Origin of the sequence: Sphingomonas glacialis (genome assembly GCF_014653575.1) — a bacterium.
Lineage (GTDB): Bacteria > Pseudomonadota > Alphaproteobacteria > Sphingomonadales > Sphingomonadaceae > Sphingomonas > Sphingomonas glacialis.
Genome location: NZ_BNAQ01000002.1, coordinates 695,555 through 715,786, shown reverse-complemented (window position 1 = coordinate 715,786; position 20,232 = coordinate 695,555). Strand labels below are relative to the sequence as shown.

24 protein-coding genes and 1 tRNA gene are annotated in these 20,232 nt (G+C 64.0%); 6 read left to right on the top strand and 19 right to left on the bottom strand.

Annotated elements, in window-relative coordinates; translation table 11 throughout:
* Positions 1-2: 2 nt before the first annotated feature.
* Entirely contained in the window at positions 3-1,475 is a 1,473-nt protein-coding gene (locus tag IE187_RS10030) for a hypothetical protein (RefSeq protein ID WP_189676107.1), read from the top strand.
* Here the strand turns inward: IE187_RS10030 and IE187_RS10025 are convergent.
* The 8 genes from IE187_RS10025 to IE187_RS09990 form a co-directional block, all read right to left on the bottom strand.
* Positions 1,467-1,814, bottom strand: coding sequence for a tRNA-binding protein (locus IE187_RS10025; RefSeq protein ID WP_189676106.1), 348 nt, complete (start codon positions 1,812-1,814; stop codon positions 1,467-1,469). The two genes, IE187_RS10030 and IE187_RS10025, sit on opposite strands and share 9 nt — an antisense overlap.
* Complete coding sequence (locus IE187_RS10020) at positions 1,801-2,472, bottom strand: glutathione S-transferase family protein (protein WP_133190728.1); 672 nt, start codon at positions 2,470-2,472, stop codon at positions 1,801-1,803. The genes IE187_RS10025 and IE187_RS10020 overlap by 14 nt, the downstream gene beginning before the upstream one ends.
* A gap of 69 nt (positions 2,473-2,541) precedes the next feature.
* The gene (locus tag IE187_RS10015; RefSeq protein ID WP_189676105.1) at positions 2,542-2,979 is read right to left on the bottom strand and encodes a hypothetical protein; all 438 of its coding nucleotides are present in this window, start codon (positions 2,977-2,979) and stop codon (positions 2,542-2,544) included.
* 206 nt (positions 2,980-3,185) lie between these two features.
* Entirely contained in the window at positions 3,186-7,697 is a 4,512-nt protein-coding gene (gene gltB / locus IE187_RS10010; protein ID WP_189676104.1) for a glutamate synthase large subunit, read from the bottom strand.
* Positions 7,694-8,272 (bottom strand): DUF2059 domain-containing protein, encoded by a 579-nt coding sequence (locus IE187_RS10005; RefSeq protein ID WP_189676103.1) that lies wholly within the window; start codon positions 8,270-8,272, stop codon positions 7,694-7,696. Before IE187_RS10005 ends, gltB begins: the two co-directional genes overlap by 4 nt.
* Positions 8,272-9,726 (bottom strand): NAD(P)-dependent oxidoreductase, encoded by a 1,455-nt coding sequence (locus tag IE187_RS10000; RefSeq protein ID WP_189676102.1) that lies wholly within the window; start codon positions 9,724-9,726, stop codon positions 8,272-8,274. The genes IE187_RS10005 and IE187_RS10000 overlap by 1 nt, the downstream gene beginning before the upstream one ends.
* Positions 9,727-9,880: 154 nt before the next feature.
* Positions 9,881-10,690 carry an undecaprenyl-diphosphate phosphatase gene (locus tag IE187_RS09995; protein WP_189676101.1) on the bottom strand — a complete coding sequence of 270 codons (810 nt, stop codon included), beginning with the start codon at positions 10,688-10,690 and terminating at the stop codon, positions 9,881-9,883.
* 24 nt (positions 10,691-10,714) lie between these two features.
* Positions 10,715-11,665, bottom strand: a complete 951-nt coding sequence (locus IE187_RS09990; protein WP_189676100.1) for a complex I NDUFA9 subunit family protein — start codon at positions 11,663-11,665, stop codon at positions 10,715-10,717.
* Positions 11,666-11,774: 109 nt separating this feature from the next.
* Between IE187_RS09990 and IE187_RS09985 the strand changes: the two genes are divergently transcribed.
* The 4 genes from IE187_RS09985 to IE187_RS09970 all read left to right on the top strand — a co-directional run bounded on the left by IE187_RS09985 (position 11,775) and on the right by IE187_RS09970 (position 14,170).
* Positions 11,775-11,861, top strand: a tRNA-Leu gene (locus tag IE187_RS09985).
* 221 nt (positions 11,862-12,082) lie between these two features.
* Complete coding sequence (locus IE187_RS09980) at positions 12,083-12,733, top strand: hypothetical protein (protein WP_189676099.1); 651 nt, start codon at positions 12,083-12,085, stop codon at positions 12,731-12,733.
* 202 nt (positions 12,734-12,935) lie between these two features.
* Positions 12,936-13,418: a hypothetical protein gene (locus IE187_RS09975; RefSeq protein ID WP_189676098.1), complete on the top strand. Its 483-nt coding sequence runs from the start codon at positions 12,936-12,938 to the stop codon at positions 13,416-13,418.
* The gene (locus IE187_RS09970) at positions 13,415-14,170 is read left to right on the top strand and encodes a hypothetical protein (protein WP_189676097.1); all 756 of its coding nucleotides are present in this window, start codon (positions 13,415-13,417) and stop codon (positions 14,168-14,170) included. The genes IE187_RS09975 and IE187_RS09970 overlap by 4 nt, the downstream gene beginning before the upstream one ends.
* A gap of 548 nt (positions 14,171-14,718) precedes the next feature.
* On the opposite strand, the gene IE187_RS09965 is transcribed toward IE187_RS09970, so the two are convergent.
* The 10 genes from IE187_RS09965 to IE187_RS09920 all read right to left on the bottom strand — a co-directional run bounded on the left by IE187_RS09965 (position 14,719) and on the right by IE187_RS09920 (position 19,103).
* Complete coding sequence (locus tag IE187_RS09965; RefSeq protein WP_189676096.1) at positions 14,719-15,228, bottom strand: hypothetical protein; 510 nt, start codon at positions 15,226-15,228, stop codon at positions 14,719-14,721.
* Between the two features lie 5 nt (positions 15,229-15,233).
* Complete coding sequence (locus tag IE187_RS09960) at positions 15,234-15,704, bottom strand: helix-turn-helix domain-containing protein (RefSeq protein WP_189676095.1); 471 nt, start codon at positions 15,702-15,704, stop codon at positions 15,234-15,236.
* Positions 15,701-16,021, bottom strand: coding sequence for a hypothetical protein (locus IE187_RS09955; RefSeq protein WP_189676094.1), 321 nt, complete (start codon positions 16,019-16,021; stop codon positions 15,701-15,703). The genes IE187_RS09960 and IE187_RS09955 overlap by 4 nt, the downstream gene beginning before the upstream one ends.
* A gap of 201 nt (positions 16,022-16,222) precedes the next feature.
* Complete coding sequence (locus tag IE187_RS21335) at positions 16,223-16,783, bottom strand: hypothetical protein (RefSeq protein ID WP_229839342.1); 561 nt, start codon at positions 16,781-16,783, stop codon at positions 16,223-16,225.
* A 19-nt stretch (positions 16,784-16,802) separates the two neighbouring features.
* Positions 16,803-17,075: a hypothetical protein gene (locus IE187_RS09945; RefSeq protein ID WP_189676093.1), complete on the bottom strand. Its 273-nt coding sequence runs from the start codon at positions 17,073-17,075 to the stop codon at positions 16,803-16,805.
* Complete coding sequence (locus IE187_RS09940; RefSeq protein ID WP_189676092.1) at positions 17,075-17,314, bottom strand: hypothetical protein; 240 nt, start codon at positions 17,312-17,314, stop codon at positions 17,075-17,077. The genes IE187_RS09945 and IE187_RS09940 overlap by 1 nt, the downstream gene beginning before the upstream one ends.
* Positions 17,314-17,535 carry a hypothetical protein gene (locus IE187_RS09935; protein ID WP_189676091.1) on the bottom strand — a complete coding sequence of 74 codons (222 nt, stop codon included), beginning with the start codon at positions 17,533-17,535 and terminating at the stop codon, positions 17,314-17,316. The genes IE187_RS09940 and IE187_RS09935 overlap by 1 nt, the downstream gene beginning before the upstream one ends.
* Positions 17,532-17,912 carry a hypothetical protein gene (locus tag IE187_RS09930; RefSeq protein ID WP_189676090.1) on the bottom strand — a complete coding sequence of 127 codons (381 nt, stop codon included), beginning with the start codon at positions 17,910-17,912 and terminating at the stop codon, positions 17,532-17,534. The genes IE187_RS09935 and IE187_RS09930 overlap by 4 nt, the downstream gene beginning before the upstream one ends.
* A gap of 3 nt (positions 17,913-17,915) precedes the next feature.
* Positions 17,916-18,377, bottom strand: a complete 462-nt coding sequence (locus tag IE187_RS09925) for a hypothetical protein (RefSeq protein ID WP_189676089.1) — start codon at positions 18,375-18,377, stop codon at positions 17,916-17,918.
* Between the two features lie 3 nt (positions 18,378-18,380).
* The gene (locus tag IE187_RS09920) at positions 18,381-19,103 is read right to left on the bottom strand and encodes a hypothetical protein (protein ID WP_229839341.1); all 723 of its coding nucleotides are present in this window, start codon (positions 19,101-19,103) and stop codon (positions 18,381-18,383) included.
* A 119-nt stretch (positions 19,104-19,222) separates the two neighbouring features.
* On the opposite strand from IE187_RS09920, the gene IE187_RS09915 reads away from it, so the two are divergent.
* Complete coding sequence (locus IE187_RS09915; protein ID WP_189676263.1) at positions 19,223-19,429, top strand: hypothetical protein; 207 nt, start codon at positions 19,223-19,225, stop codon at positions 19,427-19,429.
* 56 nt (positions 19,430-19,485) lie between these two features.
* On the opposite strand, the gene IE187_RS21710 is transcribed toward IE187_RS09915, so the two are convergent.
* Positions 19,486-19,611 (bottom strand): hypothetical protein, encoded by a 126-nt coding sequence (locus IE187_RS21710; protein ID WP_368855602.1) that lies wholly within the window; start codon positions 19,609-19,611, stop codon positions 19,486-19,488.
* Between the last annotated feature and the right edge of the window lie 621 nt (positions 19,612-20,232).

Below are 20,232 nucleotides of genomic sequence, written 5' to 3'. Positions count from 1 at the left end.
TTATGACACCCTCCGCTCCGATCGTTCGCGCGCCGCATGCGGTCGCGCTCCTGCTGTTCGCGCTCGTGTGGCTGTCGTGCGTGTGGTTCGGCTCGTTCGTATTCAATCCCAACAGCGCGACGCGGCTGTTCGGGACGCTGGCGCTGGTCGAGCGCGGCGAAGCGACGATCGATCGCTACCAGACGCTGACGATCGACAAGGCCGAGTTCAAGCAAGGCGGCGTGACGCATTACTATATGGACAAGGCGCCGGGCATGACGCTGATGGCGGCGCCGGTGGTGTGGGCGACCAACCGCGTCACGGGCGTCAGCTCGTACGATCATATCATCGACATCACCAATCCCCGGCTTGCCGCGTTCCTGCGGCTTCGTATGCAGCTCGCGGTCGCGTGCGGCGCGGCGATCCTCACCGCGTTTGCCGCGGTGCTGCTGCTCGATCTGGCGACGGGGATCACCGGCAGCCCGACCGCGGGGATGTTTGCCGCGCTCGGCTATTCGCTTGGGTCGATCGTGTGGGGCTGGTCGACGACGCTGTTCGGCCATGCGCCCGTTGCCGCGCTGTTCCTGATCGCGACCTGGGCGATCTGGCGCGGCACGTCGGGCGAGCGCGAGTTCGGCCGCTGGCGCTATCCGTTGATGGCAGGCGCGGCGCTCGGCTTTGCGGTGACGATCGAGTTCCAGGCGGCGCTCGGCGGGCTGGTGATCGGTGGCTGGGCGTTGTGGCGCAGCCGTGACGCGGCCTGGCCGGTGCGGCGGCGGCTGTATCTCGTCGCGGTGGCGACCGCGCTCGTCGCGGTGCTGCCGATGCTCGCCTATAACCAGTTCGCCTTCGGGACGCCGTTCATGACGGGCTATACCGGCGTGGTCGGGTTCAGCGGGATGAACCAGGGGCTGTTCGGGCTGACCTATCCCAAGATCACCGCGCTGCTCGGAATCACCTTCGGCGTGCGGCGCGGGCTGTTCTGGGTTGCGCCGATCCTGCTGCTCGGCTGGTTCGGCGTGGTGAAGCTGGTGCGCGACCCCGCGACGCGCGACCTTGGCGTGCTGTGCGTCGCGATGATCGTTATCGTACTGTCGATCAACGCATCCTATGCCTATTGGGATGGCGGCGCGTCGGTCGGCCCGCGGCATTCGGTCCCGGCGATCCCGTTTTTCGCGATTGGCCTCGCGCCAATCTGGGCGTCGATCGAGCGGCGCAGCGACAAGATCAAGGCGATCGCGCTGCTCGCCGTGTCTATCCTGCTCAACCTGATCGTCGCGGCGACCGACATCTTCGCGCCCGAGACGATGATGACGCCGGTGTGGTCGCGCAACATCATGGGGTTGCTCGCGCACGGCTATCTCAACACCGTGCCCAATATGTATTGGGGATTTTCGCCCTGGATCGGGCTGATCCTGTATCTCGATCTGGCGCTGCCGATGCTCGGGCTGATGCTGTGGTGGACCCGCCGGGCCGAGCGTCGCGGTTCAGTATAGCCGACCGCCGTTGGGGATCGGCAGATTGGGCTGGACGAGCACGACCTCGCCATTTTCATCGGGAAAGCCGAGCGTCAGCACTTCGGACATCATCGGGCCGATCTGGCGCGGCGGGAAATTGACCACCGCGGCGACTTGCCGCCCGGGCAATTCCTCGAGCGTGTAGCGCGCGGTGATCTGCGCCGAGGAGCGCTTGATCCCGATCTCGGGGCCGAAATCGATCGTCAGGCGGAATGCGGGCTTGCGCGCCTGCGGGAAGGGCAAGGCCTCGACGATCGTCCCGACACGGATGTCGAGCTTCGCGAAATCGGCGAAGGTGACCTGCTCAGAAATCGACATCGTCATAATGTTTCGGCGCCATGATCCCTTCCATCCGTTCGGACAGCAAGGGACGGAAGCTCGGGCGGCTCTTGAAGCCGCGATACCATTTCGCGGTCTGCTCGTGGTTGCGCCAGTCGATCCCGCCGAGATAATCGGCGACGGAGATCTGCGCTGCCGCCGCCAGATCGGCGAGGCTCATCGTCGCGCCGGCCATCCAGTTATGATGGTCGAGCAAATAATCGATATAATCGAGGTGGCGCACCGCCGCCTTCATCGCATCGCGCAGCCGCTTCGAATCGGGCGGTTCCTTGGTGACGAGGCGCTTCTCCATCCGCTCGTGGAGCAAGGGCGCAACGACATCGGCGAAGAATTGCGAATCGAACCAGGCGACGAGCCGACGGATCTCGGCGCGGTTGACCGCGGTGCCGTTGATCATCGCGTTCTTTTCGACCGTCTCTTCGAGATATTCGCAGATCGCCATCGAATCCATCAGGCGGATGCCGCGCTGTGGATCGGTCATCACCGGCACTTGGCCGGCGGGGTTCATGTCGAGGAACTCATCGCGCTGTTCCCACGGGTTTTCGCGAACGAGCTCGCAGCCGACGCCCTTTTCGCCGAGCAGAAGCCGGACCTTGCGCGAGAACGGGCAGAGCGGGAATTGGTAGAGTTGCCACATGCTCGCTTGGTAGAACGCACGAGCCGGGAGGGGAAGGCGTCACGCGACTTTGTGTCGGGCCACCCCGGATCAGCGGGCCGCGCTGACCTCGGCCTGGGTGAGCGCAATCGCCGCGCGGAGGCGTTCGGTGGTGTGCTTGAGCTCGGCGCTGAGGCTGGCGATGTCGCGCGCGGCCTGGCTAGTCGCGGCGACCGCGCTGCGGGTCTGGTTGTGCAGGTCGCGCCGGTAATCGGGGTGGGTGCGCGCGGCGAGATCGCCGAGCGTGTCCTCGGGGCGGACATGGTCGCGCGTGTCGGTCAGCTTGGCGAGCGGGCCGACATGCGTCTGGAGCAGCGCATCGGCATATTGGTCGACCGTGGTCGCGATGATTTCCTGGACGAGCGGGCTCGACAGCAGCGCGCCGACCTGCGCCGCATCGGGGAGCGGGCGGGGCGGGGGTGCGCTCTCATTCGCGAACGCCGGAGTGGCGATGCCGCAAGCGACCAGACCGAGCAAAATTCTACGCATAATCAACCCTCGAACGCCCCCGATCGAGCGGAGCGCATAGCACGATTCGGGGCGTTTTGTCGATCCGCGAGTTGCATCGGGACAGATGCACCTGCCCCGTCATCCCCGCGAAAGCGGGGATCCCGCTTCTTTCCAGCGTCGGCAGAAGAAGCGGGACGCCCGCTTCCGCGGGGGTGACGGAGGGGCCGTCCCCCGACGGAAGGGGCCTACTCCGCCGCGACTTGCTCCTCGCGATCATCGAGCGGGTGGCTGAGGCGAGTGAGCATTTCCTTCGGCACCACCTGCCAGAAGCGATCAACCACACGCCCCCAATCGTCGAGCAACGCGCCCGACCATTTCGAATCGGTCGCGGCATGGTGCGCGCGAACGAGGCCGAGCAGCACCGCTTCCCAGTGCAGCGAAGACAGCCTGTTCCAGGTGATGTTCTCGGGGTTGGCGCGGCGTGCGAAGCTGCCGTCGGCGTCATAGACGAACGCCATCCCGCCGGTCATCCCCGCGCCGAAATTCGCGCCGACCGTCCCGAGCACGACCGCGGTGCCGCCGGTCATATATTCGCACCCGTTCGCGCCACAGCCCTCGACCACGACGGTAGCGCCAGAATTGCGCACCGCGAAGCGCTCGCCCGCCTGGCCCGCCGCGTAGAGGCTGCCCGAGGTCGCGCCATAGAGCACGGTGTTGCCGATGATCGTGTTGTCCTGCGAGGCGAGCGGCGAGCTTACCACCGGGCGTACCGCGATGATCCCGCCCGACAGCCCCTTGCCGACATAGTCGTTGGCGTCGCCGAACACTTCGAGCGTGATGCCCTTGCACAGGAATGCGCCGAGGCTCTGCCCGGCCGAGCCGCGCAGCCGCACATGGACATGCCCGTCGGCGAGTGCCGACATGCCGAAGGTGCGCGTGATCTCGCTCGACAGCCGCGTACCGACCGCGCGGTGCGTGTTGCGCACCGAATAGGTCAGCTGCATCTTCTCGCGCCGGCTGAACACCGCGGCGGCATCCTTGATGATCTGCGCGTCGAGGCTGTCGGGCACCTCGTTGCGGCGACCGGTCAGGCTGAAGCGCCGCTGATCGTCCGGCGCGTCGACCTTGGCGAGGATCGGATTGAGATCGAGGTCGTCGAGATGCTCGGCGCCACGGCTGACCTGGCGGAGCAGTTCGGTGCGGCCGATCACTTCGTCGAGGCTGCGGAAGCCGAGGCGTGCCAGAATGTCGCGGACTTCCTCGGCGATGAAGGTCATCAGGTTGATGACCTTCTCAGGGCTGCCGCTGAACTTGGCGCGGAGCTTCTCGTCCTGCGTGCAGACGCCGACGGGACAGGTGTTCGAATGGCACTGCCGCACCATGATGCAGCCCATCGCGACGAGCGACAGCGTGCCGATGCCGAATTCCTCGGCGCCGAGGATCGCGGCGATGACGATGTCGCGCCCGGTCTTGAGCCCGCCATCGGTGCGCAGCTTGATGCGACCGCGCAGGCCATTGAGCGTCAGCGTCTGGTTGACCTCCGAGAGCCCCATTTCCCACGGCGTACCGGCATATTTGATGCTGGTCTGCGGGGAGGCGCCGGTCCCGCCGACATGGCCGGCGATCAGGATGACGTCGGCATGCGCCTTGGCGACGCCCGCCGCGACGGTGCCGATCCCGGCCGAGCTCACCAGCTTGACGCAGACGCGCGCGACCGGGTTGATCTGCTTTAGGTCGTAGATGAGCTGCGCGAGATCTTCGATCGAATAGATGTCGTGATGCGGCGGCGGCGAGATCAGCGTCACGCCGGGCGTCGCATGGCGCAGCTTGGCGATGAACTCGGTCACCTTGAAGCCAGGCAGCTGCCCGCCCTCGCCGGGCTTGGCGCCTTGCGCGACCTTGATCTCGATCTCGTCGCAGGCGTTGAGATATTCCGCCGTCACGCCGAAGCGGCCGCTCGCGATCTGCTTGACGCCCGAGTTGGCGTTGTCGCCGTTGGCATAGGGTTGATAGCGCGCCTTGTCCTCGCCGCCCTCGCCCGACACCGCCTTGGCGCCGATCCGGTTCATCGCGATCGCGAGCGTCTCATGCGCCTCGGGGCTGAGCGCGCCGAGCGACATGCCCGGCGTCACGAAGCGCTTGCGGATCTCGGTGATCGCCTCGACCTGGTCGACGGGAACGCCCTCGGCGGGGAAGTTGAACTGCAGCAGGTCGCGCAGATAGACCGGCGGCAACGCCTCCACCCCGCGCGAGAATTGCAGGTAGGTCGAGTAGCTGTCGGTCGCGACCGCGTTCTGCAGCAGGTGCATCAGCTGCGCCGAATAGGCATGCGTCTCGCCGGTATGGCGCTGGCGATAGAAGCCGCCGATCGGCAGCGTCGCGACACCCTCGTCGAACGCCTTGTCGTGGCGCAGCTGCGCGTTGAGATGGAGCGAGGCATAGCCCTCGCCCGAGATCTTCGCGGGCATGCCCGGGAACAGATCGTTGACCAGCGCACGGCTCAAGCCCACCGCCTCGAAATTATAGCCGCCGCGGTAGGACGAGATTACCGCGATCCCCATCTTCGAGATGATCTTGAGCAGCCCCTCCTCGACCGCATGGCGATGCCGCGCGAGGCATTCCGCGAGGCTCAGCGCACCGAACAGCCCGCGCGCGTGGCGATCGGCGATCGACGCCTCGGCCAGATAGGCGTGGACCGTCGTCGCGCCGACGCCGATCAGCACGGCGTAGTAATGCGTGTCGAGGCATTCGGCGGTCTGGACGTTGATGCTGGCGTACGACCGCAGGCCCATCCGCACGAGATGCGTGTGGACCGCCGCCGCGGCGAGGACGCCGGCGATGCCGATCCGGTCGGGGCCGATGTTGCGATCGGTGAGGAACAGCTCGCTATGCCCCTGGCGCACCGCCGTCACCGCTTCGGCGCGGATCCGCGCGATCGCGGCGCGCAGCGTCTCTGGGCCGCCGCCCGCTTCGAAGGTGCAGTCGATCTCGGCCGCCTGGCTGCCGAAATGCGCCTTGAGCTTCGCCCAGTCGGCCCCGTCGAGCACCGGCGATTCGAGCACGAGCACGCCGTCGCGCCGGTCCTCGGTATCGAGGATGTTGGCGAGGTTGCCGAAGCGCGTCTTGAGCGACATGACGTGGCGTTCGCGCAAAGGGTCGATCGGCGGGTTGGTGACCTGGCTGAAATTCTGCCGGAAGAACTGGCTGATCAGCCGCGGCTTGTCCGAGATGACGGCGAGCGGCGTATCGTCGCCCATCGAGCCGATCGCTTCCTTCGCGCCCTCGACCATCGGCGCGAGGATCAGCTCCATATCCTCCAGCGTCTGGCCGGCAGCGACCTGGCGGCGCGTCAGATCGGCGCGCTCGAAGCGCGTGACTGGATCGCCGCCGGGCAATGGCAGGTCTTCGATGCTGGTGAACTCGCCGATCATCGCGGCATAATCATGCTCGCCCGAGATCCGGTCCTTCACCGCGCGGTCGTGCAGCAGGACGCCTTCGTCGAGGTCGATCGCGATCATCTGGCCCGGCCCCAGCCGGCCCTTCTCGATCACGGTCGATTCGGGGACGACGACCATCCCGCTCTCCGACCCGACGATCAGCAAGCCGTCGATCGTTCGGACATAGCGGAGCGGGCGCAGCGCGTTGCGGTCCATGCCCGCGACCGCCCAGCGGCCATCGGTCATCGCGAGCGCGGCGGGGCCGTCCCACGGTTCCATGACGGAGGCGAGATACTGGTACATCGCGAGATGATCGGCGGGCATGTCGATCGAATCGGCCATCGCCTCGGGGACGAGCATCAGCTTGGCGGTCGGCGCGTCGCGGCCGGAGCGGCAGATCGCTTCGAATACCGCGTCGAGCGCCGCCGTGTCCGACGCGCCCGCCGGGATCACCGGCTTGATGTCCTCCGAATGCTCACCGAAAGCGAGGCTCGCCATGCGGATCTCGTGGCTGAGCATCCAGTTCTTGTTGCCGCGGATCGTGTTGATCTCGCCGTTGTGGGCGAGCGTGCGGAAGGGTTGCGCCAGCCACCATTGCGGGAAGGTGTTGGTCGAATAGCGCTGATGGAAGATCGCGACGCGGCTCTCGAAACGCGTGTCGCGCAGATCGGGGTAGAAGATCGACAGCGATTCGGCGAGGAACAGCCCCTTGTAGATGATCGAGCGGCACGACAGGCTGCAGATGTAGAAGCCCTGGATCTGCGCCTCGATCACGCGCTTCTCGATCCGCCGACGCACCAGATAGAGGTTCTTCTCGAACTCGGCGTAGCTCGCCTCCTCGGGCAAGGGCCCGGCGATCATGATCTGCTCGATCTCGGGGCGCGTGGCCAAGCCCTTCTGGCCGATCACCGACACGTCGACCGGCACCTGGCGCCAGCCGTAGATGGTGTAGCCCTCGTCGATGATGATGCTCTCGACGATCGTGCGGCACGCTTCCTGCGCGCCGAGATCGGTGCGCGGCAGGAAGATCATCCCGACCGCGAGGCGGTTGGGGAGCGGACGGTGGCCCGACGCAGCGATCGCATCGTCGAAGAATTTGAGCGGCAAGTCGATGTGCAGCCCGGCGCCGTCGCCGGTCTTGCCATCGGCATCGACCGCGCCGCGGTGCCACACCGCCTTCAACGCATCGATCGCCGACTGGACGACGCGGCGCGATGGCGTGCCGTCGGTCGCGGCGACGAGGCCGACGCCGCAGGCATCGCCTTCGAATTCGGGGCGGTACATGCCGTGCTCGGCGAGATAGGCGTGCTGGTCGGTCATCGTTGGGACCCCTTGGTGTCGGCGGCTGTGGCGGCGCTCAGATAGCGACGCACGATCTCGCGCTTGCGGGATTGAACTTCGTTGAGGAGCTGCGGCGAGGTGAGCGCATAACGCTGCCCGACCGTCGTGCGGAAGAAGCGCGCGATCTCGTCGAGCTCGGCAGCGGTGAAGCGCCGCGCGTAGATCGTCTGGCTTGCCGCCATCAGATCGTCGAGGATCGCGGATTCGCTCGCGGCGAGCCGCGCCCTAGTCCCCGCGCTCGGGCTGACAAACGCCTGGCACGGCTTCATGTCGCGCCCTGTCGCCGCGCGATCGAGGCAATTCTCGGTCAGTTCGGACTCGGCAGCGCGGATCGCGTCCTTGATCAGCACCGCTTGCCGCGCACGGAAGCGGCTGACGACGAGCAGCCGACCGGCGGCCGCGCGGCGTTCGTCATAGTCGGCGGCGGCATCGGCATTGGCGGCGGGCGCGGGCAAAGCAGGGCGCCGCGTCTCGGCATGCGCCGTCGCGCCAGCAAGCAGCGCGACGCCGAGCGTGGCACTCCGGCCGAGCCACAGGCGGGTCCGACGCCGCATCATGCCGCTTGCTTGCTCGCCGCCATATCGGCCGCGGCCTTGGTCTTGAGATAGCGGTGCATGTTCGCCGCGACGTCGCGCCCATCGCGGATCGCCCAGACGACGAGGCTCGCGCCGCGCACGATGTCGCCCGCCGCGAACACGCCGTCGAGCGAGGTCATCAGCGTCTTGTTGTCGACCAGCACCGTGCCCCAGCGCGTCACGTTCAATTCGGGCGCGCCGAACAGCGTCGGCAGATCCTCGGCATCGAAGCCGAGCGCCTTGATCACCAGGTCGGCATTGAGCTCGAACCCGCCTTCGGGATCGATCTCGGGCGCGCGGCGGCCCGAGGCGTCGGGTGCGCCGAGCCGCATCGCGTTCGCCTTGACGGTGGAGACCGCGCCTTCGCCGGCAAAGCTCTCGGGCGCGGACAGCCAGACGAACTCGACGCCTTCTTCCTCGGCATTGGCGACTTCGCGCTGCGAGCCCGGCATATTGGCGCGGTCGCGGCGGTAGAGGCACTTCACCGACGCCGCGTCCTGGCGGATCGCGGTGCGGACGCAGTCCATCGCGGTGTCGCCGCCGCCGATCACGACGACATGCTTGCCCGCGGCGTTGAGGCTGCCATCGTCGAAGCTCGGCACGGCATCGCCAAAGCCCTTGCGGTTCGATGCGGTAAGGAAGGCGAGCGCATCGACCACGCCGTTCGCGTCGACGCCCGGCGCCTTGATCGCGCGGGCGCGGTACACGCCGGTGGCGATCAGGATCGCGTCGTGGCGTTGGCGCAGCTCGTCCATGCTGGCGTCGCGACCGACTTCGAAATTCTCGTGGAAGACGATGCCGCCGGCCTTGAGCCGCTCGACGCGGCGCGTCACGATGGGCTTTTCGAGCTTGAAGCCGGGGATGCCGTAGGTCAGCAGCCCGCCCGCGCGGTCGTAGCGATCATAGACATGGACGTCATAGCCGTTGCCGCGCAGATATTCGGCGGCGCTGAGGCCTGCCGGGCCCGCGCCGATCACGCCGACCGATTGCCCGCGCGAGCGGCCGGGGACGAGCGGCTCGACCCAGCCTTCTTCCCATGCGGTGTCGGTGATGAACTTCTCGACCGCGCCGATCGTCACCGCGCCATGGCCCGAGAATTCGATCACGCAATTGCCTTCGCACAGGCGGTCCTGTGGGCAGATCCGCCCGCAGATCTCGGGCATGGTCGAGGTCGCGTTGCTGAGCTCGTACGCCTCGCGGAGCCGGCCCTCGGCGGTCAGCCTCAGCCAGTCTGGGATGTGGTTGTGGAGCGGGCAGTGGACCGAACAATAGGGCACGCCGCATTGCGAACAGCGCCCGGCCTGGGCTTCCGCATCGGGAACCGGATAGCGCTCGGCAATCTCGCGAAAGTCTTCGGCGCGGAGCTCGGGCTCGCGCTTTGCGGGATAAACCTGCTCGCGATCGACGAATTTCAACAGGGACGTGTCAGCCATGTGCGCACCTTTCGGATGCGCAAATACCGAGCGATCGTCACGCTGTCATTACGAAAACGTGATTTATGGCAGCAAAGCTGACCTATTTAAATCGCGACGTCGGGAATGCAACGAATTTCAGCGTCGTTCACAGTCCAAATATGGCCGAAACGGACTAAATAGTCATAAGCCACACGAAAGCCGCGGTTCCGGCAATAATGCGGTACCAAGCAAACGGCACGAAGCCATAGCGTGTCACGACACCGACAAACCACTTCACGACCAGCAGCGCGACGATGAACGCGACGACGAAGCCGAGGCCGATAGCGCCAAGCCCGACGCCTTGCCCGCTCAGCAATTCGTGCCGGTTCTTGACGAGTTCGAGCGTGGTCGCGCCGAGCATCGTCGGGATTGCGAGGAAGAAGCTGAACTCGGCAGCGGTGCGCCGCTCGACCCCGAGCGCGAGCGCACCGAGGATCGTCGCGCCCGAACGGCTGACGCCCGGCACCATCGCCAGGCATTGCAGGCAGCCGATCCCGACGACCTTGCCGAGCGGAATGTCCGCGACGCCGACGATGTCGCTTTTGGGGGCGAGCCGCTCGACCGCGATGATCGCGATCCCGCCGACGACGAGCGCGATCGACACGACCACCGCATTGCCGAGCAGCGCCTCGATCTGCTTGTGGATCGCAAGCCCGAGGATCGCGGCGGGAATGAACGCGACGAGGATGTTGCGCACAAAGCGCAGCGACACCGGATCGCGCCGCGCCAGACCCATCGCGACCGCGAGGAAGGTCCGCCAGTACAGCACGACGATCGCGAGGATCGCGCCCAGCTGGATGACGATGTTGAACACTTGCCAGCGCGCCGCATCATAGCCGAGCAGCTTGGTCGCGAGGATCAGGTGGCCGGTCGACGACACCGGCAGGAATTCGGTCACCCCCTCGACGATGCCGAGCAGGATGATGCTGATAATGTCGCCCACGAAATTCCCCCTAATAGACGGCGCTTATGCCGCCGCCGGCACCGCGAAGCGTCCGCCCTTGCGGTAGCGCACCAGCCAGCCCGGCGCGACCGCGTCGAGCGGCGTCGGCGTGATGCCGAGCAGCTCTAGTCCGTTGGTCGCCGAAACCACATTGTCGTTTGCCAACATCTTCCACTGATCCTGTGTGATCGGCGCACCCGGGAGGAAGCCGACCGCAGCGATCGCCGCGCCGATCGCATCGGGCAGTTCGACGATTTTCGGCGTGCGGTTGGTCGCCTTGGCGATCCAGCGCACCAGAGCTCCCATCGACAGCACGTCGGGCCCGCCGAGCTCGAGCGTCTTGCCGGCGGCGAGCTCGGGATGGCTCAGCGCCGCGATCACGGCGTCCGCCACGTCACCGACATAAACCGGCTGGAACTTGGTGCCGGCGCGCAGCACGGGCACGACATGGACGAGCGGCATCGACGCCGCCGTCGCGACCATCGCGGCGAAGCGGTTGATGAACTGGTCCTCGCGCCCGAACACGATCGACGGGCGCAGGATCGTGGCGGTCGGGAAGGCGGCGTGGACCGCAGCCTCGCCTTCGCCCTTCGAGCGGCCATAGGCCGAGGCGGAGTGCGGATCGGCCCCGATCGCCGAGACATGGACGAGCGATGCGACCCCCGCAGCGGCAGCGGCCTCGGCGACGATCCGCGCACCCTCGACCTGGATCTTCTGGAAGTCACCGCTCAGGATGCCGACGAGATTGACCACCGCGTCGGAGCCCGCGACCGCGCGGCGGATCGAATCGGGCTTGGAAATGTCGGCAACGGCGAATTGTGTCTGACCCAAGCCACCGAGCGGCTTGAGGAAAAATGCCTGACGCGGATCGCGCTGCGCGATTCGCACGCGCGCACCGCTTGCGAGCAGCGCCTGTGCGACATAGCGGCCGAGAAACCCTCCGCCGCCGATCAGCGTAACCAGTGTATTCTTCATCGCGTGCGCCTTGTGCCTGCCATTCGCTTGGGGTGGTCAGCCCTTGCCCCAGCACACAGTGTGTTGACAAGGCCGACTCGCCTCCCCTAAGGCCCGCGACCTACCCAGTGCCCGGATGGCGGAATTGGTAGACGCACCAGCTTCAGGTGCTGGCGCTCGCAAGGGCGTGGAGGTTCGAGTCCTCTTCCGGGCACCATTCACCTAGCGCTAGGTAACTGTAAACATGGCTTAAATTGCCTCGTTTGCCGAAATCTTTCCCCACATTGTTCCCTCATTTGGAATTGTTTGTCCGTTAACAACGGTGAACAACGATGGAAATTAGCCGGGCCTTGCTAGGGTTTCTTCACCCCTATGGCTGCACGATGCGTGTTGGATATTGCAACACGGGGCGGCGGAACCTTGAACGCGCATACTACCATGACGCCGATGAAGGCAGCGCAGGTCGTCGAGGCGGCCGGCATCGAAGATGCGCAGACGATCATCGCCGACTTCGCGGCGGCCGGGTTAGTCAAAGCCTACGCGCTCGCGATCGAGACAATCGACGCGACAGGTAATAGCGCATCATTTCGCGGCGCCACGGTGCCGGTAGATTTCTGGCAGCGACTAATTCTCGATAGTATCGTGGCGGACGTGTGGGTGAGCGGCACGTTTCGGCTCGCCGGGTCCGAGCTCATCGGCGGCGCGCCGGCCGCTGTGGTGACCGGCATCACCTTCAATGCCAAGCACATCGAATGGCTAATCGCTCATCACGAGGGCACACCGATCGCTCGGCGCCGCAAGCGGAAGGCGAAGGGTGCACCGAAGCCGGCAGCGGCCCGGCCTGTCGATGAGGTCGTTGTGGACGTGGCGGACGTGCGCCCTTTGCGCCGGAAGGCGGATCCCGCCGCCATCCCCCCTGGGGCGCTGCTCGCGTCGATGGAGCAGACAATGCAGGCGCTAAACAAGAGCCGCGGGACTATTTACAACCTGATCGAACAGGGCAAGCTGACCCGTAAGGAAACGGGCTTGCGATCGGTGAGCATCGAGGTGGCGAGCATTAGGGCGTTTGCGGGGCAAATTCAGAATTGAAGCCAGGTAATCAACCCATTCGCCATTTGTCGGTGGGGCGATTCCGAAAAGTCGCGGCAAACGAATGGACTTGTCTTGCTAAACAGTCGACAACCCTTTCCTGACTTTGGGAGGGTGAGTGAGCCGAAATCTAGACTATAGAGCTCGCGCCGAGGAGGTGCTCGCATTTGCACGTGTGGCAATTCGACAGGGCTGCAATGCGATGCATGCCGAGCACTCGGCGAAGGGCATGCTTCAAAGCGGCGCAACCGTGAAGGCGGCAGTACGTGTCTTCCGCGATAGGACAGCCGAGGCCCTGCGTCAGATCTTCGAGGAAATTGGGAAGCGCATCGATCACCGGGGACAGGCTTGGAAGAAGGCCACCGCCGCTGTCTCGGCTGCGTTTTATGATCATATGCGGCAGGCCCCCGATGTTCTCGGTTCGTCGCTCCGTCTCGCTAATTCCCCTGGCCCTTCGGTGCAAACGGCAGCTCAAGCCCTGATCGACGGAGTTGGGAAGGATCTCGGCGCTGAGATCCGCGCTTTTAGCGATGGCTGGACCGCGCCCAAGCCCAAGCGCTGGAACGAACGGCATCCCGCGATCTACGCCCTTCTACTCGTAATAGCCGGCTCGCTGATCGGGGCAGCTATTTCCCACTTGGCGGCATCGGGCACCAGTCGCCCTGGTTCGGCGGTAGCTTCGTGACGCTTAATATAACTGCTTATGTCGGCACCCCGCCACCGGCGGTCGCTCACGGTTGGTTCTACGATTATCAGACGATTATCGCCAGCGGCGTTGCGCTTTGCGCCGCGCTGATCGCTGCAGAAATTTCGCGGCGTCAACTTCGCTCGAGCCGCGAACAATTGGTCGAAATGCGCAGGCAGGCCGATCGGGACCGCGCTGGTCGGCTGCGCGCCGCGCGAGCGTCGCTGCCCGCAGTGTTGAGCGCGATCTGCGACTATGCCGAGACGACGGCGCGAACGCTTAACGGGGCGTGGCCCGCAGCGGCGGCGCTCTACCCGGACGACGCCAACCCGCTTGCCGCATATCGGGTCACGCTAGCGATCGCGCCATTTCCATCTGCAACGTTGGAGTCCCTCGAGCGCATCGTTGCGCTAACGGATAGCGATGGGGTGGCCGAGCGCATCGAGAGCATATTACGGGAGGCTCAGGTCTTGGGAGCGCGCACCCGCAAGTTGACCACCGGCGACGAAGTGCGAACTTCGATGCTAGCCGTATATATCCTGCAGGCCGCCTCGATGTACGCTCGGGCGGAATCCCTTTTTGAATATGCGCGACATCAAGCCGACGGGGTAGCCGCACAGCCATTGTGGGAACGAACGTTCACGGCGTTGGATATTTTCGATGTGAGCCGCCGCGAGGTCATCGACATGGCTCGGCGTGAGCGCGACAATGGAGATCCGCCAGGCGAGGCCGACACCCGCGGTGTTTACTGATCAGGCAGAAAGCGGCTAATGCAAAACAATACGTCGCGCACGAAGCGTTGGAGAGACGTCCGGATAGTGACACGTAGCGGCTCGCCGGTGATCGTGAGCCGTTGGCGCCCATGGTGGATGCCGTTCGCTAGACGTGGAACTGTTACGGTCAGCGATGTCCCAGGTCTGCATCAATTGACGCCGCGCCTCGCCCAGCGCCTGAGCGATTACGATCTGCACCTATTCCCGCACGTACGGAGTAACGACGGCGTGGCTAGGTCAATCGTCGATGCCGAGATCCGCCGTCGAGAGCGGAGTACCGCCAGATGGGCGATAGCGATCTCGTTCGTCGCGTTGATGGTTTCGGGCTTCACCCTCATTTTGAACGTGGTGCGGCGCCCATGAGATACAGGATCAACGATCGCTATCCCGTCTAGGTGACGACAGTGCCGCATCGCAGCGGGCACCCAACGTCTCTACCGAGCACGAGTAAAAAGGCTACGGGCGCGGTCCGAGCGACACGCTCGACCGCGGGCAGCGGGTAAGGCCACCCCGGTCGCAACGCTGCGCTAGTCTGACTGGGTGTCGGCGACCTGTGCAATTTTCGGGGCGGCGGGGGGGGTAACCCAACGGGGGCCATCATGAATTACTGGAAGGGGCGGCAGCACCATACCGCTTTGCTGCGTCAGGGTTGCAAAGATCGCTCGAAAATACGGGTATGCGGAGAACCGACCAACACGAGCCAAGAATTGCTTCCCAGCGTCTTCATTGCAGATGTCAGAAAGGCGGTAGATCGCGAGATAGCGGCAGGTGACGCTCAAAATCTTCTTGCGCCCCACAACGCAAGCGGCGGTATAGGAAAAGGTCCCAGAGAGCGTGCCCTTCTCGTTATCGCATGACCAATCGTCGAGATCGTCGCTAACCTGGAATGCCCAGATTTCTCGGGCAGCCTCGATCGCCTCTGGCTTCATGTCAAACTTCGTGCCGATAAGCCGAATATCGCGAATGGTCGCGTGCGCCACCACCTGATTAAAGTGCTCCGGCGCAACTTTCTCGGTGGCGATATTTTTTTCAGGCATATCGTTTAAGCAGCCATGAGATAGGGGGCATCATAGGAAGCGTAATCATGCGCATCCTCACGTCGGCGCCTTCCTTTTTTCGCAGGAAGACTGACAACCTCATCCCAAACGTCCGGGTCGAACGGATCGAACGGCGGTCGAACTTCATCGTTCGCGGCAGGCGCGCTTTCGACGCAGGGAGCTTCTTCAGACGCATCAGCGGCCGCGCTCTCCAGTCTAATATCAGCTCGCCGTCCAAGGGCGTGAAGCACGCGGGCAATGGTCCGGAGCGTCAGGTTTCGCGCCGAATCGCCGAGCATCTGACTCACGTAGGAAGGGGCGACGCCGAGAAGCCCAGCCAAGTCTTTTTGGCTGATGCCGCGCTCGTTGATTGCAGCTTGGATCAACATTTGTGCCTGGAGAATCAACTCCTCTTCGACAAGAAGGAGGTCATAGGCAGCATCGCTGTCAACGGTGGAATTGAGGGTAATAGTCATGCTTTTTGCCTGTCGCTTGAGGCGTGAATTATATCGTGCGCGGCTTTGCCTGCTGCATCTAGTTTCTTCGGATCTGCTTTATTTTGTTTCTTAGCTACATCGATCCCAGTGACGATAAACATCGGCTTTTGGTCGACTTGCATCGTGGTGCCGTAAAGTCGGACCTGCCAGCCCTTGAAGGCGTCGATTCGAGCATTTTTACCGTTCTTCTCGTATTGAATTTCAAAAGTGAACTTCTGCGGTGGAAGGTCCTTCGGCCCAGTCTTGGTCCAAGCTGTCATAGTTACCTGGAGCTTTGCTCGGGTTTCGGGAATCACGTCCTTTTGGAATTCCTTTCACTGTTTCTCCTTGAACGCGATTGAGCCATGCAGTCCCGGCGGACCACCCTCTTTCGGAAATCGGATGGTGTAGCCGGGTGGTATGGTCATAAACTCGCGTCGCTGATTCGAGTTCATATATATGTGAAGTTTACCGGACGTGAAGGGCCTACGTGCGTTTCTCCATAATAGGCGGTTCGATCACGATACAAACATAGCTTCGACAATTGCCTGCATCAGCACCCCACGCGGCACCGGCACGCTGATCGTCGTATAGCCGCGGTTCTGCGCCCGGCGCTGGCCATAGAGCCCGATCCATTGCCGCCCGTGCTGTCGCCACGCACGCTGCAGCGCCGGCACCGGTAGCAATATGCAGGTGGCCGCGGGTGCATAGGCATAAGCGACCAGGTCGCACGCGAGCGGCTTCTGCACCCAGCCCGGCGTCTTGCGCTTCTCGTCCGACCAGCGCTCCAACAGCACGTCGGGCCAATCGTGCGTGCGTATCTTCTCATCGACCGTGAAGGTGCGCCCACAGGCCAGGGTCAGCAGCCGGTCTATTCCTGCACGCTGAGCCCAGCCGTCTTGCTCGATCGCGACGGCCGACATGAGCGTGGGGAAGGCGCGCCGGTATATCGGGATCCACCAGTCCGGGCCGTAGCTGGCCGCGAGCGCATGGCTGTCCTCGAACCGATGAACACGATCAAAGCCCGTCACCCGGGTATGACGAGCAACGGGCTGATGAAGCGGCAACCGGGCTTGCACCGGTTCCCGTGGCGCGGGGCTATTCGTAGACTTCCTCCTGCTCTCGGTCGTGGGTGTCTTCGTCGTCGTCGCGCAGATGCTCGAGGTCGGGATCGCCGTCGATCTCGTCCATGCGGTCGATCATCAGCATGGTGACCCGGGCAAGTGCTGCGCGAGGCAGCGAAGGAATCTGCTCAAGCAGGCCGCCGACATGCCCCGCGTCGCTCGGCCTGTTCCAAGGACGACGCACGCGGCGGCGCCAGACACGGGCATCGTGGATGCGGGGACGTGGGGTTGAAGATGGATGTGCCATCACAACTTGCCCTCGACCGCCGCGTGATCAACGCCATCGCGCTTGAGTTGGTCACGGGGAACGCCGCCCATCCGGATGAACTCCCGTTCCCAGAACTCCCGCATCGGACCGGCAACCGCGATCTTCAACTGGTCGCCCGAGGTCTCATACTCGTCAATCATTTCGAGCTTCTCGAGCGCATCGATCAGGTCAGGGTGGCGAAACACTCGGCCTTGCGGAAATTCGATGATCTGCGCCATCACAGAACCTCACCAGCTTGCCGGCGCTCGATCGTCCAGCGCAGCGCCTCGACCCGATCAGGGTGCCCGACGATATGCGACATGACGGCGGTCAGCTCGTCAGCCTTGCAGTCTTGCACGACGAACCAGAGTTTGCGGCCCGACGCGAGGGCATAGCCGCCGCCGATCGCGACGAGCGCGGATAGCCACGCGGCAGGATCGAAGCCCTGGACAGCGCTCATGACGGCATCGCAGCGAACGTGAGGGCGAACAGAGCCCAGAGGGCCGGCGCGAGTGCTAGGGTTGCCGCGGCACCGCCGAGGGTTAACGGAGTTCCCAAGAACCCGATGCGCGTCACGACGGCGATAAGCTGACCCGTAATCTCCCGCTCTTCGGCTACGGGATCGATCCCGCTGCGGCAAACAAGCAACATTGCAATGTCGCCGCTCGGCTCGCGCGCTGCGTCCGCAATCCACCCGCTCGCAATCTCGATCGGGAAATAGTCGGGCCTTCCGGCTTTCGCTGGAGCGCCGGTGATGGTCGCTTGCACCCCGGCGAAAGTTTCGCCTTCCCACGGCTGATAGGAGACGACAGCGGCTTTGATGGCTTGGCCGTTCATGGCTTAGCCCTCCACCACGCCGGTGCGATACCGGCGCGCGTCGTAAACGTCCCTGCAGGCAGTTCGCAGCTGCTTGCCGAGCTTGCCGTAATCGAAGTCGTCGGATTCGCTTTCACACGCGTGAAAGTCGAACAGGGTATCAATCGCAGTCGCCAAGATCGATTTTTCACGGTTGCTCGGTGGCACAGCGCTATGTGCTTGTGCGTCCTGCTCAAGCCGAATGTGGAACATCAGAACAAGCGCGTCCGGATGACTATCCGGCACCTGCGTCAGGATAGCGAACCGCAAAGCGTCCGCCTCGTATTCGTTGGCGCTGGTCGCGCGGTCTATCTTGCCGCGCTCGGCGAGATCGTGGTCGGCCGGTCGAGCCGCTTCTATCACATTATACTCAGCGTTGTTTGCTTCGAAGCGGGCATGAAGCGCTTGCAGGAGTGAAGCCGCGGCGGTGGTGGGATGATTGCCCATCGCTCAACCCTCCATTGCTGCGAGGGGCGCGGCGTGCTTGTCGGTTGCCATGCGCTGTAGATCCTCGATCGCGCCCCAAAACATGCGGGTGTAGAGGTCTGCCAACCGCAGGCCATCAGCAAAGGCCGGGGGTCGGTCATCGAATACGGCAGCGTCCGACCATGCCTCTTGCGTTACCCCAGTGAAAACACGCCGGAGCTTGATGACAGCCCCCGAAACGGTGCGTGCAGGTTCGGCGTTGAGCGCGTCGTCGGCAACGTCCATCACCGCAAAAAGCCTGTCGCTTTCCTCTTCGGGCAATTTCACTTCGGGATCGTTTCGTAACACGCGGGCGGCGGTGCGGTACTGCTCGAAAGCCGCAACTAGCGCGGGGTTTTCGCCGGTCGTGCTGATCGCGTCGGGCGAAGCGATGCGCAGCACGTCGGCAATGATCGCCTCGCAGTCGTCGCCGTCCAAGCACATCGCGTCCGGATACTCGGCTTTGACGAGCGCGCACTTCTCGGCAAGCTGCGCGAGCGTGGTGACGGGGTGCTTGGTTACGACGGCAAGCGCCGCGCTTGCCTGGTCGACCAGTTTTTCCCAGGCGGACTCTTGTGCAGGATTTTCCCAGTCGTTGGGGGAAGCAACGTCGCGTTGGCTTGCCACTTCGCGGTATGCGGAAACGGCAGCGTTCCAATCGGCAGCCTTGGCATAGGGGGCCGGGGCGCTAAGAGCGTGATTAGCCATTGTTCGTCTCCTTCAACAGACGGTGGTGGTCAGACCGGAGTAGAGGGGCCTAATCCTCTGCTTCGGTCGCTTGCACAATCGGTGCTGTTTGCACAAGTTGTGTCTATGTATGTCTACGGATGCGCACGGTCAAGAAACTTGTGCGAGTTGTGCGATTGGCATACCGCGTCGATATGGATCAGGAGCCAAAGGACGTTCGCCTGCCGATCATGGTGACGGCCACCGAGGCCAAGGCCATCGACGATTGGCGTTTCGACAAGCGTATCCCCACGCGCGCCGAGGCGATCCGTCAGCTCATCGCTCTTGGGTTGAGAGCGAAGGATTAGGGTCAATGCCCCCACCGCTTGCAGGGCATGGCGGTGGAGGCGAGGGGCTAACGCATCTACTTCCCGTGGTTGAAAACCACCGTGAGGATGATTGGGCCTTGGCGATGCACGTCGATGTGGCATCGGACGCACAACGCCTGCATGAACGCCCAATCGTATCGGTCAGGGTGGCCGTGCGGCATCTGGTGATGGGCTTCTTCTGCACGGCGGCGGCGGCAGCGCTGGCAGCGCGGGTGCGCATCTAGGAACAGTTTGTTGCGCTTCTGCCTGCTGTTCGGCTTCTCAGTGCGACCCTTGCCGCGCCAGGCTCGTGGATTCGACATGTCATTTTCTCCTCTGCCAGGATTGGCAAAAGGATCACTTCTGATGGGAATTGGCGGCGTGGAGCCGTCCGCATGAACTTTCGGCCGGCGTCAGCCGCTTACGCCGATCGACGAGGTCAACTGTAGGGCAGGCGCAACGCAAGGTTACGCTGCCTTTGGGCCCCAAGTGGAAACGGCTATTCGACTTTGAGCCCCGGCGGTGGCGAACCCGAGGATTGCATGGTGCAATCCGATCCGAGCACCTGGGGGTGCGACCCGCTGACGAACGGCAGCGGAACTCGCTCAGCTCCAAGTGAAAATGCGGAACGCACTTTGCGCAGTTAACCTGAGGCTCCGCCCAGGTTAACGGTATTGCGCCTAAAAATATTAACCATGTTTTGCCCGAGTTCGATTGGATCGGGCTCGCTTCTGCTCTGTCCCATGGCGAGACACTCGCGCCGCCTCGAGCACTCCTTCGTAGAAAGTGTGCTTCGTTGGAAG